Origin of the sequence: Streptomyces griseus (assembly GCF_900460065.1) — a bacterium.
Taxonomy (GTDB): domain Bacteria; phylum Actinomycetota; class Actinomycetes; order Streptomycetales; family Streptomycetaceae; genus Streptomyces; species Streptomyces griseus.
Window position 1 is genome coordinate 37,394 of record NZ_UAVD01000007.1, and the last position, 16,125, is coordinate 53,518.

Here is a 16,125-nt window from a genome sequence, read left to right on the forward strand (position 1 = left end):
GGGCGCACGCCGTCACGCTAGGTGCGCTGTCGCCGCCGTGGCGCCTCTTTCAGGGGTTTCTCATGGACGGGCGCGGGGCCGCTCGGGGTGGGCCCGCGGGGCCGCCAGGGGCCGGTCGGGCCGCCCCAGGGGTCGGTCAGCAGGGCCGCTCCCGTCCGGGGAGGCCGTTCCGCGCCGTGCGCCTCGCCGGTGGCCAGAGCGGCCCCGTCCCGGGCGCCGAAGACGCCGAAGGCGGCGGACCCGGGGCTTCCGGGGCCGCCGCCTTCGGGCGGGGACGGGGGTGGTGCCGAGGGGACGCGGCGGTCGGATCAGGCCTGGGAGCCGGCCGTCCACTCGGCCCAGCTCATGTTCCAGCCGTTGAGGCCGTTGTCCGGGGTGATGGTCTTGTCCGGGGAGTTCTTGACGATGACCACGTCGCCGACGAGGGAGTTGTCGTAGAACCAGGCGCCGGGTGCGCTGGAGTCGTTCGCGCCCTTCACGTCGGCGAGGCCCACGCAGCCGTGGCTGGTGTTGGCGTTGCCGAAGATGCCCTTGCCCCAGTAGTTGCCGTGGATGAAGGTGCCCGACGTGGACAGGCGCATGGCGTGCGGCACGTCCTTGATGTCGTACTCGCCCTTGCCGTCGTCATCGGTGAAGCCGACGGTGGCGCCGTTCATCCGGGTCTCCTTGTGCTTCTCGGAGATCACCATCTGACCGTTGTACGTGGGGTTCTCCGGCGAGCCCGCGGAGATCGGGATGGTCTTGATCGTCTTGCCGTCGCGGGCGACGGTCATGGTCTTGGACTTCACGTCGACGGTGGAGACCTGGTTGCGGCCGACCTTGAAGGTCACGGTCTTCTGCTGGACGCCGAAGACGCCGTCCGCTCCCTCGACGCCGTCGAGGGCCAGCTTCAGGGTGACGGTGGAGCCGCCCTGCCAGTAGCTCTCCGGGCGCAGGTCCAGGCGCTGGGAGTTGAACCAGTGGCCGACGACTTCCTGGCCGCTGCTGGAGGTCACGGTGATGCCGGCCTGGACGGCCTTCTTGTCCGTGATCGCCTTGTTGAAGTTGATCGAGACGGGCATCCCGACACCGACGGTGGAGCCGTCCTCGGGGGTGAAGTTCCCGATGAAGCTGTTGTCGGGCGAGACGGTGGTGAAGGAGCTGTTCTCGTGGGCCTCGCGGCCCTTCGAGTCGGCCGCCGTGGCGTCGATCTTGTACGTGGTGGACCGCTCCAGCTGGTCCGCGGGCTTCCAGCTGGAGCCGTCGGCCGCCAGCGTGCCCTCGACCGGGGTGCCGTCCGCGGTGGTCATGACGACCTTGGTCAGCTTGCCCTTGGCGACGGTGACCTGGGCAGCGTTGTTGATGCTGGCGTTGGTCGCGCCGTTCTTCGGCTTGATCGCTATCTGCGCCTCGGAGGCGTCCGCGGCCGCCGCCTTGTCGACGTCCTGCTGCGACGACTCCGAGGTGCCGGTGTTCGCCTTGCCACCCTTGTCGCCGTCGTCGGTACAGGCCGAAAGCACCAGCACGCCGCCGAGCAGTGCGGACACGGCCATGAGGCCCTTGCGCCGCTTGCTGTCCGTCATCACACGCTTCTCCATCGTTGCCGATTTCCCCAAAATCCCCGGACGGGACCGCCAGGCGGCCTTCCCCGTCAATGTTCCAAGAACACCCGGAAAGGGTGGTCCGTTCCACATCCAGGACGGATGTGGGGAACACCACTCATCGACGCGGCCCCGGCAGCGGTGGTTCCCGCGGCCGGGCCCCGGTTTCCGTCGGCGCCCGGCGCGGCCCCGGTCCGCCGGTGGGCGGGGCCGGGGCCGGTGTTCTCACGCGTCACACCCGCTGCGCGGGGTCACCGTCCTCGCCGTCGTTCTTCCCATTGTGCGCGACCGCGTCGCCGTGCCCCTCCTCGTCACCCTCGTCCAGCGGCAGGAAGAGGTCCTCCTCGCCGTCGTCCGCGTCGTCCCAGCCCTCCGCGTCGGGGTCGTACTCGACGCTCTCGCTGCTCCAGGAGGCCTGGGCCAGCTCGACCCCGGGCACCTCGCTGACCAGGTCGAAGGGGTCGACCAGCGAGGCGAGGGCCTCCGCTCCGTCTGCCCGGACCGTGGCCTCGGCATGCATCCGCTCCTCGGCGGTGTCGCTCCCGGCGACCGCCGCGACGGGCTCCCCGTATTCGGCGGCGATGGATTCGAGGGCGGTGCCGGTGAGGGCGTCGAGGTCGGTGATCTCCAGCACCATCTCCACGCGAAGTCGAACAAACCTGGATGTCTCTTCTGTGCTCATGGCCGGAGCGTAAGGCCCGGCGAGGCCGCGACTTTCCACCGACCCGCTGCTTTGCTTAGCATCGGCCCACGGGGCTAACTCATGGTTGTCGCAAGGGGATCGAATCTGTGTCCGTCACTCGTCGCACACTGCTGACCGCCACCGCCGCAGGCACGCTGCTGGCCGCTCTCTGGTTCGTCCCGTCGGCCAACGCGACCGGTGAGCACGGCGATCAGGGCGCCCCGGCCGCCGCGTCCGCCCGAGCCGCCGAACGGCCCGCCGGGAGCCCCGACGACGCCTCCGGCGCGCTCCTCGCGGACACCGGGCCCGGCCCGGACACGACCCCGTATCTCATCGGCGGCACAGCCCTGTTGGGCCTCGGCGCAGGCTTCGTCACCTACTCCGTGCGCCGCTCCGGATCCGGGGCGCGCCCGGCGCTCTGAGCGGTCCCGTGCGTACGCGAGAGGCCCCGCGCCACGGCACGGGGCCTCTTTCGCGGGTCCGGGACCGGCTCAGGCCAGCGGCCCCGTGACGGGCTCCACGGCCGCGACCAGGCGCCCCTCCCGTACGAACGTGTCGGCGGCGGCCAGGTCCGGCGCGAGGAAGCGGTCCGGGCCCGGGCCCTCGGCGCCGGCGGCCCGCAGCGCGGCCACGACGGCCTCCGAGGCGGGGGCCGGGGTGAGGCCCTCGGCGGCGCGGAGCTCGATGGCGCGGGTCGCCGCGTACAGCTCGACGGCGACGATCCGGGCCAGGTTGTCCACGGCCGTACGGAGTTTGCGGGCGGCGGACCATCCCATGGAGACGTGGTCCTCCTGCATCGCGGAGGACGGGATGGAGTCGGCGGAGGCGGGGACCGCGAGCCGCTTCATCTCGCTGACCAGGGCGGCCTGGGTGTACTGGGCGATCATCAGGCCCGAGTCGACCCCGGCGTCGTCCGCGAGGAACGGCGGCAGGCCGTGCGAGCGGTTCTTGTCGAGCAGCCGGTCGGTGCGGCGCTCGCAGATCGAGCCGAGGTCGGCGGCGACGATCGCGAGGAAGTCCAGGACGTACGCGACGGGCGCCCCGTGGAAGTTCCCGTTGGACTCGACGCGTCCGTCGGGGAGGACCACGGGATTGTCGACGGAGGAGGCCAGTTCGCGGCCCGCGACGAGGGCGGCGTGGTCGAGGGTGTCGCGGCCCGCGCCGTTGACCTGGGGCGCGCAGCGCACCGAATAGGCGTCCTGGACCCGGGGGGCGTCGTCCTGGTGATGGCCCGTCAGCCCCGAACCGGCCAGCACCCGCGACATGTTGTCGGCGCTGACGCCCTGTCCGGGGTGCGGGCGGATGGCGTGCAGCTCGGGGGCGAGGACCTTGTCCGTACCGAGGAGCGCCTCCAGGGACAGGGCCGCGGTGATGTCGGCCGAGGTGTAGAGGTTCCTCAGGTCGGCGAGGGCCATGACCAGCATGCCGAGCATGCCGTCGGTGCCGTTGAGGAGGGCCAGGCCCTCCTTCTCGCGGAGCTCGACCGGGGCGATGCCGTGCGCGGCGAGGAGTTCCCCGGCCGGGCGGACGGTGCCGTCGGGCCCCTCCGCTTCGCCCTCGCCCATCAGGGTGAGCGCGCAGTGCGAGAGCGGGGCGAGGTCGCCGGAGCAGCCGAGCGAGCCGTATTCGTGGACGACGGGCGTGATGCCCGCGTTCAGCACGTCGGCCATGGTCTGCGCGACCTCGGGGCGTACGCCGGTGTGCCCCGAGGCGACCGTCTTCAGCCGGAGGAACATCAGCGCGCGGACGACCTCGCGCTCGACGCGCGGGCCCATGCCGGCCGCGTGCGAGCGGACGATGTTGCGCTGGAGCTGCGCCCGCAGTTCCGTGCCGATGTGGCGGCTGGCGAGGGCGCCGAAGCCGGTGGAGACACCGTAGACCGGCTCGGGTTTGGCGGCGAGGGCGTCCACGATGAGACGGGCGGCGGCCAGGGCTTCCACGGCGGCGGCGGAGAGCTCGACCCGGGCGCCGTGGCGGGCCACGGCGACGACGTCCTCGGCGGTGGTTCCGGACGTCCCCACCACAACAGTGTGCATATCCATATTCAGCAGCGTACGTAGTGAAAGCCTTCATGTCACTAGTGGTGCCGCGGTGGGCCCCTTACGGGAGGGGGCGCCCCGCGACGGCGACGGCACGGGCGCACCCCGGCTCACGGCCGGTTGCCGCGCAGTCTGCGCCGGTCGTGCGCGGACTTCGGCGGGGAGTCCGCGAGCCGGACGACCTCGCCGTCCCGCCCGGCCACCACGGGGCCCGGCGCGCGGGCCGCCTTGGCCCGGTACTGGGCGGCGTCCGCGAGCCGGAACAGCCGCCGGGCCGAGCGCACCGGGCCGATCGGGTCGCCGGTGGAGGCGACCCCGCAGGCGACCCCGTCGCCCAGCTCGATCACCGCCGCCCGGTCGCACAGCTCGGTGGCGACGCCGACCACCGCGTCGGCCGGGGGCCCCGCCGTCAGCAGGCAGAACTCATCGCCGCCCAGCCGGGCCGCCAGCGCCTCGGGCAGCATCGCCCCGCACAGGGAGAGCACCGAGCCGAAACGTTCCAGCAGGCGGTCGCCGACGGCGTGGCCATGGGTGTCGTTCACCGCCTTGAGGCCGTTCAGATCGCAGACGACGAGGCTGACGACCGTGGCGTCGACACGGTGGCGCTCCATGGCCTCGTCGAGCCGGACGTCGACCGCCCGGCGGTTCGCCAGACCGGTCAGCGGATCGGTGAAGGCCAGCTTGCGGACCTCCTCCAGGCGCTCGGTCTGGGCGATCCCGGAGGCCACGACGGCGGCGAGGACGGTCGCGAAGTCCGCGTCGGCCCGGTCGAAGACGGGCTGTCCGGCCTGCCGCGCCACGTACAGCTCACCCCACGCCCGGCCGTGCAGCACGATCGGCGCGACCACGCAGCAGCCCCGGCCGCGCCGCCGGAGGGCCGCGACCCGCTGGTGGCAGTACGGGCGGGCGCCGCGCGCCGGACCGCCCGCGCCGGGCTGCCCGTCGGCGGTCTCCACCCAGGCGTCGGGCTCGCCGCCGCCGGCCCAGCGCTCGTGCAGGAACTCGGTGATCTCCGGGAACTGGTGGACCGGGTAGGCCTCCTCCTCGGGGAACTCCTCCTCCCCCTCGGCCCGTTGCCCGGCGTTCACCAGCACCCGCAGCCTGCCCCGGTCCCGCTCCCACACGGAGAGCGCGGCGAAACTGCCGCTCAGCGCCTCACAGGCGCCCAGCGCCGCCGCCCGCCACGCATCGCGCGGGGTGTAGGCCGCGGCCATGGCCTGCGCAAGCGCGACCACGGCCCGCAGCCGTACGTCATCACCACCCATTTTCCCAGCCTATGCAGATTTGCCCCCTTTTGATCACTTTGATGCGTAACGAGTTTCAACTATTCCACGCCGGGAAGTCACCCTGCGTGACGGACGCGGGTCGTCACTCGCCGGGCCAGTCCGGACGCCGCTTCTCGTTGAACGCGGCCACCCCCTCCGCCCGGTCGCCGGAGAAGGCCACCGACCGCCAGGCCGCGTCCTCGACCTCCAGGCCCGCCCGCAGATCGAGCCCCTGGCCCAGCCGGAGCGCCTTCTTGGCCGCCCGCAGCCCGACCGGCGAGTTGGCGGCGATCCGGGCGCCCAGCGCGAGGGCCTCCTCCCGGTCCCGGCCCGCCTCGACCAGCTCGTCGACCAGCCCCAGTTCGCGGGCCTCGGCGGCCTCGACGCGGCGGGCGCTGAACACCAGCTCGGCGGCGCGCGCCGCACCCACCCGGCGCGGCAGCAGCTGCGTACCGCCGCCGCCCGGGATGACGCCCACGGACACCTCGGGCAGCCCGACCACGGCGGTGGCGTCGGCGACGATCACATCGCAGGCGAGGGCGAGTTCGAAGCCGCCGCCGAGGGCGAAGCCGTGCACGGCGGCGATCACCGGCATCGGCAGCTCCAGGACCCCGGTGTAGGCGGCGCGGGCGGTGGGCCGCTGGCGGACGAGGTCGGCGTCGGTGAAGGAGTTGCGCTCCTTGAGGTCCGCGCCCACGCAGAAGGCCCGCTCGTGGCTGGAGGTCAGCACGGTGGCCCGGACGTCCCGGTCGGCGCCGAGCGCGTCGCAGGCGGCGGCGATCGAGCGGGCCATGTCGGTGGAGACGGCGTTCATGGCCTTGGGCCGGTCGAGGACCAGCTCGGCGACGTGGTCCTGCCCCTCGTGCCGTCGTACGACGACGAACTCCCCGTACCGCTGCTCGGACGTGACGGTCATGGCTGCACCCCTGTCATGGACGGCCTGTTAACGAGCGTTACCGCCTTGGATCCTAGACAGGCCGCCCCCGGCCCCGACAGGGCGGGACGCGGACGGGCACGTGACGCCCCGGACGCGGGCGCGGCGGCGGAGGCCGGACGCCCCGGTCCCGACGCCGGGCCGGACCGCGCTCAGGAGCCGGTCTTCCCCCGCCGGGCCAGCAGCCAGGGCTCCACCACGCCGAGCCCGCGCACCGGGCGCTGCCACATCGGCTGGAGCCCGAAGCGGTACGTCGGCAGCGGCGGCTCGTCGTCGGGCTCGCGGCCCTCCTTCTCGGCGAGCCGGACCCGTTCGGCGGCGGCGGCGACCGCCTCGGCGGCCTGCGCCTCGGACTCCGGGGCCTCACCGTGCCGGACCAGCTCCTTGGCGAACGCCCCGTCGACCAGGACGGCGTCCTTCGGAGCTATCGAGGTGAGCCGGCTGGCGAGGTTCACCGTGGTGCCGAAGACATCGCCCATGCGGGTGGTGACCGTGCCGAAGGCGATGCCGACGCGCAGGGCGGGCATCGTCTCGTCCTGGGACATGGCCTCGATCAGCCGGAGCGCTATCTCGGCCGCGGTGCCCGCGTCGTCGGCGGCGAAGAGGACCTCGTCGCCGAGGGTCTTGATGAGCCGGCCGCCGTGGGCGGCGACCAGGTCAGCGGCGGTCGTCTCGAAGGACTCGACCAGCTCGCCGAGCTCCTCCTCCTCCAGGCGCCGGGTCAGCCGGGTGAAGCCGACCAGGTCGGCGAAGCCGACGGCGAGCCGCCGGTCGACCATCTCCTCGTCGTCCGCCGCCTGCACCACCCGGCCGGTGGCGGCGGCGAGCTGGCGCCGCCACACGTAGACGAGGAACTCCTGGAGCTCCGGGAGCAACAGCTCGACCAGCGGATACGTGACCTCGGTGCGGGTCATGCCGGGCTCGGGCGGCTCGGTCAGCCCCTCCAGGAACGAGTCGATCTGCCACTCGGCCAGCCGGGCGGTGGTCTGCCCGGTGGAGCGGGCGACCTGGATCGCCATCGGCTCGCTGAGCAGCCCCGCTTCCACCAGACCGGCGAGCCGCCGCAGGGCGAGGACGTCGGCCTCGGTCAGCGCCTTGGCCTGGCCGATGTCGGCGAAGCCCATGGCCCGCCAGAACCGGGAGGCCAGGTCCATGGAGACCCCGGCGGTGCGGGCCGCCTGGAAGGGCGTGTAGCGCCGGTCCGCCCCCAGGATCAGCGCTTCGAGGCGGATGGCGAGGGGGTCGTCGGTCGGCTCCACCGTGTGGTCGACCTCGTGGTGGGGTGTGGCGTGGACCGAGGAGTCCGCCGCGGGCTCCTCACCCGAGCCGGACGTCGTGTCGCCGACGGTCACCAGCCGCCTCCTGCCCGTTCCCTGCGCACTGCCCTGCCGATCTGTCGCTGGATCGCCTCAACGATACGGCAGGTGTGCCCCAGCTCACGTCCTTGGTTGTCCGTCATCGGTGCGTCGCGCGTGACATCTCAGGCATACGCGGTATCCACCGGTACGCCCGCCGGGGGACGTACGGCCGATCAGGTCAGGCCGCCGGCCGCGCCGCGCAGGTGGACGATGTCCCCGGCCGACACCGGACGCCGGAGCCCGTCCTCGGCGGAGAGGACGAGACGCCCGTCGCCGTCGATCGCGACCGCCTCGCCGACCAGGGACGTTCCTCCCGGCAGCTCCGCCCGCACGGTCCGGTCCAGCGTCGCGCACCCCGCCGCGTAGGCCGCCTGGAGCCCGCTCGCGGCCGCGTCGCCGTCCGCCGCCCTCCAGCGGCCGTACCAGTCCTCCAACGAGCGCAGGACGGCGCGCAGCAGGGTCTCGCGGTCGGTGGAGACCGCACCGGCGAGCGCCAGTGACCCGGCGGTGGGCGCGGGCAGCTCGTCCGCGCGGAGCGTGACGTTGACCCCCAGGCCGACGACGATGCCGTTCCCGGCGAACTCGCCGAGGATGCCGCCCGTCTTGCGTTCCTCCCCGCCCACGGAGACCAGCAGGTCGTTGGGCCACTTCAGCGACATGTCGACACCCGCCGACTTCGCGAGCCCGGTCGCGGCGGCGACGCCGACCAGCAGCGGCACCCACCCCCACCGCTCCACGGGGATGTCGCCGGGCTCCAGGTGGACCGAGAGGAACAGCCCGGAGCGGGGCGGTGCCGTCCAGGTCCGCTCCAGCCGTCCGCGCCCCGCGGTCTGCTCCTCGGCGATCAGCACCGCGCCCTCGCCGGCCGCCCCGCCGCGGGCCCGTTCGGCGAGGTCGGTGTTGGTGGACCCGGTGGACTCCACGACCTCCAGCGACGTCCACAGCCCGTCCGGCCGCAGCAGCCCGCGCCGCAGCGCGGTCACGTTGAGGGGCGGCCGGTCGAGGTCCGACCAGCGGTTGTGTGGCGCATCCGGTGGTGTCATGCAACCCAGCCTAGGTGTGGCAAAGGACGCACTGCCTTTCCGGAGGCGCGCCGATACCCTACGAGTCAGTAGCCAGAGCCGGACTGACGACTGGCCGTCCCCCCGTGACCGGTGCCAGACGTCGTCCCCGTGACCAGGCAGGGAGCCGCCCCCCGATGTCCGAGCCGCTAAGCGACATCCACACCACCGCGGGCAAGCTCGCGGACCTGACGCGCCGCATCGACGAAGCGACGCACGCCGGTTCGGCCCGCGCGGTCGAGAAGCAGCACGCCAAGGGCAAGCTGACGGCCCGTGAGCGGGTCGAGCTGCTGCTGGACGAGGGCTCCTTCGTGGAGCTCGACGAGTTCGCCCGGCACCGCTCCACCAACTTCGGCATCGAGAAGAACCGCCCGTACGGGGACGGTGTCGTCACCGGCTACGGCACGGTCGACGGCCGCCCGGTCTGCGTGTACTCGCAGGACTTCACCATCTTCGGCGGTTCGCTCGGCGAGGTCTACGGCGAGAAGATCGTCAAGGTCATGGACTTCGCGCTGAAGACCGGCTGCCCGGTCATCGGCATCAACGACGGCGGCGGCGCGCGGATCCAGGAAGGCGTCGTCGCGCTCGGGCTGTTCGCCGAGATCTTCCGCCGCAACGTGCACGCCTCCGGGGTGATCCCGCAGATCTCGCTGATCGTCGGCCCGTGCGCGGGCGGCGCGGTCTACTCCCCCGCGATCACCGACTTCACGGTGATGGTCGACCAGACCTCGCACATGTTCATCACCGGTCCCGACGTCATCAAGACGGTCACCGGCGAGGACGTCGGCTTCGAGGAGCTGGGCGGCGCCCGGACGCACAACACCACCTCCGGGGTGGCGCACCACATGGCGGGCGACGAGAAGGACGCCATCGAGTACGTCAAGTCGCTGCTGTCGTACCTCCCGTCGAACAACCTCTCCGAGGCCCCGGTCTTCCCGGAGGAGGCGGACCTCGCCACCACCGACGAGGACCGCGAGCTGGACACGCTCATCCCGGACTCGGCCAACCAGCCGTACGACATGCACACCGCGATCGAGCACGTGCTGGACGACGGCGAGTTCCTGGAGACCCAGGCCCTGTTCGCGCCGAACATCATCACCGGGTTCGGCCGGGTCGAGGGCCACCCGGTCGGCATCGTCGCCAACCAGCCGATGCAGTTCGCCGGCTGCCTGGACATCAACGCCAGCGAGAAGGCGGCACGCTTCGTCCGCACCTGCGACGCGTTCAACGTCCCCGTCATCACCTTCGTGGACGTGCCGGGCTTCCTGCCCGGCGTGGACCAGGAGTACGGCGGCATCATCCGGCGCGGCGCCAAGCTGATCTACGCCTACGCGGAGGCGACGGTCCCGCTGATCACCGTCATCACCCGCAAGGCCTTCGGCGGCGCGTACGACGTGATGGGCTCCAAGCACCTGGGCGCCGACCTGAACCTGGCCTGGCCGACCGCGCAGGTCGCCGTCATGGGCGCGCAGGGCGCGGTGAACATCCTGCACCGCCGCACCATCGCCGCCGCCGACGACCCGGACGCGACGCGGGCCGAGCTGATGGCGGACTACGAGGACGCGCTGCTCAACCCGTACGTGGCGGCCGAGCGCGGCTACGTCGACGCGGTGATCATGCCGTCCGACACCCGGGCCCACATCGTCAAGGGGCTGCGTCAGCTCCGTACGAAGCGGGAATCCCTCCCCCCGAAGAAGCACGGGAACATCCCCCTCTAGGCCGTGTCCCCCTCCCCAGCCGCTCGCAGAAAGGTCTGCCCATGATCAAGGTCGTACGGGGCAACCCCACCCCCGAGGAGCTGGCCGCCGCCCTGGCGGTGGTCCGGGCGCGCGCCGCGGCGGCGTCCGCCGTCCCCTCCGGCGCGCCCCTGCCGCCCGAGCAGTGGTCCGATCCCGGGCGCATCGCCCGTACGGGCAGCCTGCGGCCGGGCCCCCGGGCCTGGGCGCGGACGTACTGGCCGGCCTGAGGCGCGCGAAGCCGCCCCCGCCCGGACGGGGGCGGCTTTGAGTACCCGTACTCAGGCGTAGGAACGGACGGCCCAGCAGGATCGGGAGCATGCTGTGGTCCGACCCCGAGAACAAGCCGCCGAAGGAACTGCGCGACGCCCAGGCCATGATGCGCAGAGCGGGCGTCGTGCTGGCGCTGGCGATGCTGGTGGCGATGTTCGCCCTCGGCATCCGCTGAGGCGGTCCCCGCGGCTCCGCGGCGCCGGCGGGCCCTTCTACGATGGCCCGCATGACTGATCAGCGCCGCCTCGTGCTCGCCTCCGCCTCCCCCGCCCGCCTCGGCCTGCTGCGCCAGGCCGGATTCGGCCCCGAGGTGATCGTCAGCGGGGTGGACGAGGACGCCCTGAGCGCACCGACCCCCGCCGAGCTGGCGCTCGTCCTGGCCCGGGCCAAGGCGGCTGCCGTCGCGGAGCGCCCCGAGGCGGCGGGCGCCCTGGTCATCGGCTGCGACTCGGTGCTGGAGCTGGACGGCGAGGCGCTGGGCAAGCCGGCCGACGCCGAGGAGGCCACCGCCCGCTGGACGTCGATGCGCGGCCGGTCGGGCGTCCTGCGGACCGGGCACAGCGTGATCGACACCGCCTCCGGCCGCACGGCCTCGGCGACCGCGTCCACGGTCGTACGGTTCGGCGAGCCGAGCGACGCCGAGGTCGCCGCCTACGTGGCCTCGGGCGAACCGCTCCACGTCGCCGGGGCGTTCACGCTGGACGGCCGCTCGGCGCCGTTCGTCGACTCCATCGAGGGCGACCACGGCAATGTCATCGGGCTCTCGCTGCCGCTGCTGCGCCGGCTGCTGGGCGAGCTGGACGTCTCCGTCACGGAGCTGTGGGTCTGAGCAGCGGCGCGGCTCGGTGCGGGTTCAGACCGCCCGGGCCTCCGCCGGGCCCGCCCCGTCCCCGACGCCCTCCCCGGCCCGGGGCTCGGGCCCGTACGCCAGCAGGGTGAGCACCAGCAGGGCCAGCACGAGCATCATGAACGCGAAGGCGCCCCAGCCCACCAGGCCCACGGTCACGGCGCCGAGGACGCCGTGGACGACCGAGCAGCCGATCAGGGTGATGCGCCCGAAGCGTCCCAAGGCACGGTCGCGGACCCCGGCCAGCAGGGCGATCAGCCCGCACAGGACCAGCAGCAGTCCGAAGACGCCGCCCATCACCCAGGTGCCGGTGGACATGGCGTCCGGGTCCAGGCCGGCGAGTGACATGTTCTGGTTCTCGGCGACCGTGGCCAGGACGGCGTTGATGAGCACGATGCCCACCGCCTCCCCGAACAGTACGAGCCCGGTCACTATCGCCACCGGTCTGCGCATGACCGATCCACCCCCTGTTACCTGCAGTACGTGAGTAGCGCGGACCCTACTCATGGGTATTCCTTCGGACAAGGGGTCGGACGGGCCCGTACGCCGGGCAAAGAATTCATCGAGCGTTCGTAGGGACCCCACAAAGAAATGCTGTGAGGCGTTGACCCTAAAGACAGAGACCTGCACCACACCGGCTGGTTACTGTGCGGTTGAGGATCGCGGCGTACCGTGGTGCCACAAGGGATTCCACTACTGGGGCAAGCCTCGGATCACACTCCGTGTGGGCAAGCTCACCAATGGGGACGGGTCGTACAGCCGTGTCGGTAGTCCCTAAACTCAGCTTGTTTCGAGGAGGGAGTCATCGTGCGCAAGGTGCTCATCGCCAACCGTGGCGAAATCGCTGTCCGCGTTGCTCGGGCGTGCCGGGACGCGGGGATCGCGAGTGTCGCGGTCTACGCCGAGCCGGACCGGGACGCGCTGCATGTCCGGGCCGCAGACGAGGCGTTCGCCCTGGGCGGTGACACCCCGGCCGCCAGCTATCTGGACATGGCCAAGGTGCTGCAGGCCGCCAAGGACTCGGGGGCGGACGCGATCCACCCCGGGTACGGATTCCTGTCGGAGAACGCGGAGTTCGCCCAGGCCGTCCTGGACGCCGGGCTGACCTGGATCGGCCCGCCGCCGCAGGCCATCCGCGACCTCGGCGACAAGGTGGCCGCCCGGCACATCGCCCAGCGCGCGGGCGCCCCGCTGGTGGCCGGCACCCCGGACCCGGTCTCCGGGTCCGACGAGGTCGTCGCGTTCGCCGAGCAGAACGGTCTGCCGATCGCGATCAAGGCCGCCTTCGGCGGCGGCGGTCGCGGCCTGAAGGTGGCCCGCACCCTGGAGGAGATCCCGGAGCTGTACGACTCCGCGGTCCGCGAGGCCGTCGCGGCGTTCGGCCGGGGCGAGTGCTTCGTCGAGCGCTACCTCGACAAGCCGCGCCACGTGGAGACCCAGTGCCTGGCCGACCAGCACGGCAACGTGGTCGTCGTCTCCACCCGTGACTGCTCGCTCCAGCGCCGCCACCAGAAGCTCGTGGAGGAGGCCCCGGCCCCCTTCCTGACGCAGGCGCAGAACGACGAGCTGTACGCGGCGTCCAAGGCGATCCTCAAGGAGGCCGGCTACGTCGGCGCGGGCACGGTCGAGTTCCTCGTCGGCGTCGACGGCACGATCTCCTTCCTGGAGGTCAACACCCGCCTCCAGGTCGAGCACCCCGTCACCGAGGAGGTCACGGGCATCGACCTCGTACGCGAGATGTTCCGCATCGCCGACGGCGAGGAGCTCGGCTACGGCGACCCCGCGGTGCGCGGTCACTCCTTCGAGTTCCGTATCAACGGCGAGGACCCGGGCCGCGGCTTCCTGCCGGCCCCCGGCACCGTCACCGCCTTCGCCCCGCCGACCGGCCCCGGCGTCCGCCTGGACGCGGGCGTCGAGTCCGGCTCGGTCATCGGCCCGGCCTGGGACTCGCTGCTCGCCAAGCTCATCGTGACCGGCGCGACCCGGCAGCAGGCGCTCCAGCGCGCCGCCCGGGCGCTGGCGGAGTTCCGGGTCGAGGGCATGGCCACCGCCATCCCCTTCCACCGTGCCGTCGTCGCGGACCCCGCGTTCACCGCGGACCCGTTCACCGTCCACACCCGGTGGATCGAGACCGAGTTCGTCAACGACATCAAGCCCTTCGCCGCCCCCGCCGAGGCGGACGCGGACGACGAGGCCGGCCGGGAGACCGTCGTCGTCGAGGTCGGCGGCAAGCGCCTGGAGGTGTCGCTGCCGTCCTCGCTGGGCATGTCGCTGGCCCGCACCGGCCTCGCCGCCGGCGCGAAGCCCAAGCGCCGCGCCACGAAGAAGGCCGGTTCGGCCGCCTCGGGCGACAGCCTCGCCTCGCCCATGCAGGGCACCATCGTCAAGATCGCGGTGGAGGAGGGCCAGGAGGTCAAGGAGGGCGACCTCGTCGTCGTCCTGGAAGCCATGAAGATGGAGCAGCCGCTCAACGCGCACCGCTCCGGCACCGTCAAGAGCCTCACCGCCGAGGTCGGCGCCTCCGTCTCCTCCGGCGCCCTGATCTGCGAGATCAAGGACTGACCGGCCGCCGCACCCCGAAGGGGCCCGGTCCGCGTCGTGATGACGCGGGCCGGGCCCCTTCGTCACCGTGGCACCGCCCCTTCGTCACAGTGGCATCCTGGAACCCACGGACGGTCCGAGGACCGAGGGAGGGGCGGAAGCCATGGCAGGGGCGATCCCGATGGAGACGAGCACGGCACGACCACCGGTCCGGCCGATGCGCGCGGACGCGCGCCGGAACCACGACCGGCTGGTGGGCGAGGCCCGCAGGTCCTTCGCCGAGCACGGCACGGACGCGTCGCTGGAGGACATCGCCCGCCGGGCGGGAGTGGGCATCGGCACCCTCTACCGGCACTTCCCGAACCGGGACGCCCTGATGAACGCGGTCTTCCAGGACGCCCTGAGCTCACTCCTGGACCGCTCCCGGGAGCTGGCGGCGGCGGAGGCCCCGTGCCGGGCGCTGGTCGACTGGCTGGGCGCGATCGTCACTCATGCGGGTGAGTACCGCGGCCTGGCCCACGGCCTGATGTCCGCCTCGCGCGACGGGACCTCCGCGCTCGTCCAGTGCCATCTGCCGCTCCGGGAGGCGGGCGCGGGGCTGCTGCGCCGGGCCCAGGAGAGCGGGTCGGTGCGGGCGGACGTCTCGATCGACGACCTGCTCCAGCTCACCAACGCGATCGCGCTGGCGGCCGAGCAGTCGCCCGACGACCCGGAGTTGGCGGAGCGCCTGCTGCGGCTGACGCTGCGCGGGCTGAAGTAGCGAGGCCCCTTCGGGGCTCCGCCCCGAGGCGGGCCTACCGCCGTCGCAGGTCCGCCACCCTGGCCCGCTGCTCGCCCGGCACGTCCGCCAGGGCGGACGCGGAGCGGAGCTGCGGCCCGAGACCGCCGTTCTGCGTACGCCGCTGGCCGGGGAGCGGCATGTCCCGGCGGGGCTGACGCCCCGGCGAGGGGCCGTCCCCGCCGGACGCGTCCGGACCGGCCACCGTGATCTCCACGCCCTGGTCCGCCAGGGACTGGAGCTCGGCGGCGGCCCGCTCGTCGTGGAGCGGGGGCTCGTCGGTCACCAGGCGGGTGATCAGCTCGGTGGGCACCGTCTGGAACATGGTGTCCGAGCCGAGCTTGGTGTGGTCCGCCAGGACGACCACCTCCGCGGCGGCCTGCACGAGAGCCCGGTCCACACTGGCCGAGAGCATGTTGGAGGTGGACAGGCCGCGCTCCGCCGTGAGGCCGCTCCCGGAGAGGAAGGCCCGGGAGACCCGCAGCCCCTGGAGGGACTGCTCGGCCCCGCTGCCCACCAGCGCGTAGTTGCTCCCGCGCAGGGTGCCGCCGGTCATGACGACTTCGACCCGGTTGGCGTGGGCCAACGCCTGGGCCACCAGCAGGGAGTTGGTGACGACGGTCAGCCCGGGGACCCGCGCGAGCCGGCGGGCCAGCTCCTGCGTGGTCGTGCCGGCGCCGACCACGATGGCCTCGCCCTCGCCGACGAGGCCTGCGGCCAGGTCGGCGATGGCCGTCTTCTCCGCGGTGGAGAGATGGGATTTCTGCGGAAAGCCGGACTCCCGCGTAAAACCGCCCGGCAAGACCGCACCGCCGTGCCGGCGGTCGAGGAGTCCTTCTGCCTCCAGCGCCCGCACGTCCCGCCGTACGGTCACTTCGGAGGTCTGGACGACGCGGGCGAGCTCACGGAGCGATACCGCCCCGTTGGCGCGCACCATTTCGAGGATCAACTGACGACGTTCTGCAGCGAACACGGAACTGACAGTAACCTGACTGTCGGTGGGTTTTCAGCACTTTGCGCCGAATAACAGA

At 72.7% G+C, this 16,125-nt stretch carries 16 protein-coding genes; 7 read left to right on the plus strand and 9 right to left on the minus strand.

All coding sequences use genetic code 11. From position 1 onward, the window contains the following. Window positions 1-308 precede the first annotated feature (308 nt). Both DTB53_RS03960 and DTB53_RS03965 read right to left on the minus strand, forming a co-directional pair. The gene (locus tag DTB53_RS03960) at window positions 309-1,577 is read right to left on the minus strand and encodes a L,D-transpeptidase (RefSeq protein WP_042496290.1); all 1,269 of its coding nucleotides are present in this window, start codon (window positions 1,575-1,577) and stop codon (window positions 309-311) included. 235 nt (window positions 1,578-1,812) lie between these two features. After that, on the minus strand, window positions 1,813-2,262 hold the full coding sequence (locus DTB53_RS03965) for a hypothetical protein (RefSeq protein WP_012379326.1): 450 nt from the start codon (window positions 2,260-2,262) through the stop codon (window positions 1,813-1,815). 107 nt (window positions 2,263-2,369) lie between these two features. On the opposite strand from DTB53_RS03965, the gene DTB53_RS03970 reads away from it, so the two are divergent. Continuing rightward, window positions 2,370-2,684 carry a hypothetical protein gene (locus DTB53_RS03970; protein ID WP_003966741.1) on the plus strand — a complete coding sequence of 105 codons (315 nt, stop codon included), beginning with the start codon at window positions 2,370-2,372 and terminating at the stop codon, window positions 2,682-2,684. Between the two features lie 69 nt (window positions 2,685-2,753). Here DTB53_RS03970 and hutH read toward each other — a convergent pair whose 3' ends face one another. The 5 genes from hutH to DTB53_RS03995 all read right to left on the minus strand — a co-directional run bounded on the left by hutH (window position 2,754) and on the right by DTB53_RS03995 (window position 8,901). Next, window positions 2,754-4,304 (minus strand): histidine ammonia-lyase, encoded by a 1,551-nt coding sequence (gene hutH / locus DTB53_RS03975; RefSeq protein ID WP_003966742.1) that lies wholly within the window; start codon window positions 4,302-4,304, stop codon window positions 2,754-2,756. Window positions 4,305-4,411: 107 nt separating this feature from the next. Then, a complete protein-coding gene (locus tag DTB53_RS03980) occupies window positions 4,412-5,566 on the minus strand; it encodes a GGDEF domain-containing protein (RefSeq protein ID WP_042496293.1) in 1,155 nt (384 codons plus the stop codon). A 103-nt stretch (window positions 5,567-5,669) separates the two neighbouring features. Further along, window positions 5,670-6,482, minus strand: a complete 813-nt coding sequence (locus DTB53_RS03985; protein WP_012379328.1) for an enoyl-CoA hydratase/isomerase family protein — start codon at window positions 6,480-6,482, stop codon at window positions 5,670-5,672. 170 nt (window positions 6,483-6,652) lie between these two features. Beyond that, a complete protein-coding gene (locus tag DTB53_RS03990) occupies window positions 6,653-7,852 on the minus strand; it encodes an adenylate/guanylate cyclase domain-containing protein (protein WP_012379329.1) in 1,200 nt (399 codons plus the stop codon). Window positions 7,853-8,031: 179 nt separating this feature from the next. Then, window positions 8,032-8,901 (minus strand): biotin--[acetyl-CoA-carboxylase] ligase, encoded by an 870-nt coding sequence (locus DTB53_RS03995; protein ID WP_003966746.1) that lies wholly within the window; start codon window positions 8,899-8,901, stop codon window positions 8,032-8,034. 155 nt (window positions 8,902-9,056) lie between these two features. Between DTB53_RS03995 and DTB53_RS04000 the strand changes: the two genes are divergently transcribed. From DTB53_RS04000 to DTB53_RS04010, 4 genes are all read left to right on the plus strand, one after another. Continuing rightward, window positions 9,057-10,637 carry an acyl-CoA carboxylase subunit beta gene (locus DTB53_RS04000; RefSeq protein WP_003966747.1) on the plus strand — a complete coding sequence of 527 codons (1,581 nt, stop codon included), beginning with the start codon at window positions 9,057-9,059 and terminating at the stop codon, window positions 10,635-10,637. A gap of 41 nt (window positions 10,638-10,678) precedes the next feature. After that, window positions 10,679-10,885, plus strand: coding sequence for an acyl-CoA carboxylase epsilon subunit (locus DTB53_RS04005; protein ID WP_003966748.1), 207 nt, complete (start codon window positions 10,679-10,681; stop codon window positions 10,883-10,885). A gap of 89 nt (window positions 10,886-10,974) precedes the next feature. Further along, entirely contained in the window at window positions 10,975-11,103 is a 129-nt protein-coding gene (gene mmpB, locus DTB53_RS37260; protein ID WP_012379330.1) for a morphogenic membrane protein MmpB, read from the plus strand. Between the two features lie 42 nt (window positions 11,104-11,145). Beyond that, window positions 11,146-11,757, plus strand: coding sequence for a Maf family protein (locus tag DTB53_RS04010; protein WP_003966750.1), 612 nt, complete (start codon window positions 11,146-11,148; stop codon window positions 11,755-11,757). A gap of 24 nt (window positions 11,758-11,781) precedes the next feature. Here DTB53_RS04010 and DTB53_RS04015 read toward each other — a convergent pair whose 3' ends face one another. Further along, window positions 11,782-12,228 carry a hypothetical protein gene (locus tag DTB53_RS04015; protein WP_042496297.1) on the minus strand — a complete coding sequence of 149 codons (447 nt, stop codon included), beginning with the start codon at window positions 12,226-12,228 and terminating at the stop codon, window positions 11,782-11,784. 354 nt (window positions 12,229-12,582) lie between these two features. Here DTB53_RS04015 and DTB53_RS04020 point away from each other — a divergent pair, with 354 nt between their 5' ends. Together DTB53_RS04020 and DTB53_RS04025 are read left to right on the plus strand one after the other, a co-directional pair. Continuing rightward, window positions 12,583-14,337 carry an acetyl/propionyl/methylcrotonyl-CoA carboxylase subunit alpha gene (locus DTB53_RS04020; RefSeq protein ID WP_003966752.1) on the plus strand — a complete coding sequence of 585 codons (1,755 nt, stop codon included), beginning with the start codon at window positions 12,583-12,585 and terminating at the stop codon, window positions 14,335-14,337. A gap of 196 nt (window positions 14,338-14,533) precedes the next feature. Further along, complete coding sequence (locus DTB53_RS04025) at window positions 14,534-15,076, plus strand: TetR/AcrR family transcriptional regulator (protein ID WP_443030999.1); 543 nt, start codon at window positions 14,534-14,536, stop codon at window positions 15,074-15,076. A 34-nt stretch (window positions 15,077-15,110) separates the two neighbouring features. On the opposite strand, the gene DTB53_RS04030 is transcribed toward DTB53_RS04025, so the two are convergent. Next, window positions 15,111-16,067 carry a DeoR/GlpR family DNA-binding transcription regulator gene (locus DTB53_RS04030; protein WP_003966754.1) on the minus strand — a complete coding sequence of 319 codons (957 nt, stop codon included), beginning with the start codon at window positions 16,065-16,067 and terminating at the stop codon, window positions 15,111-15,113. Window positions 16,068-16,125 lie beyond the last annotated feature (58 nt).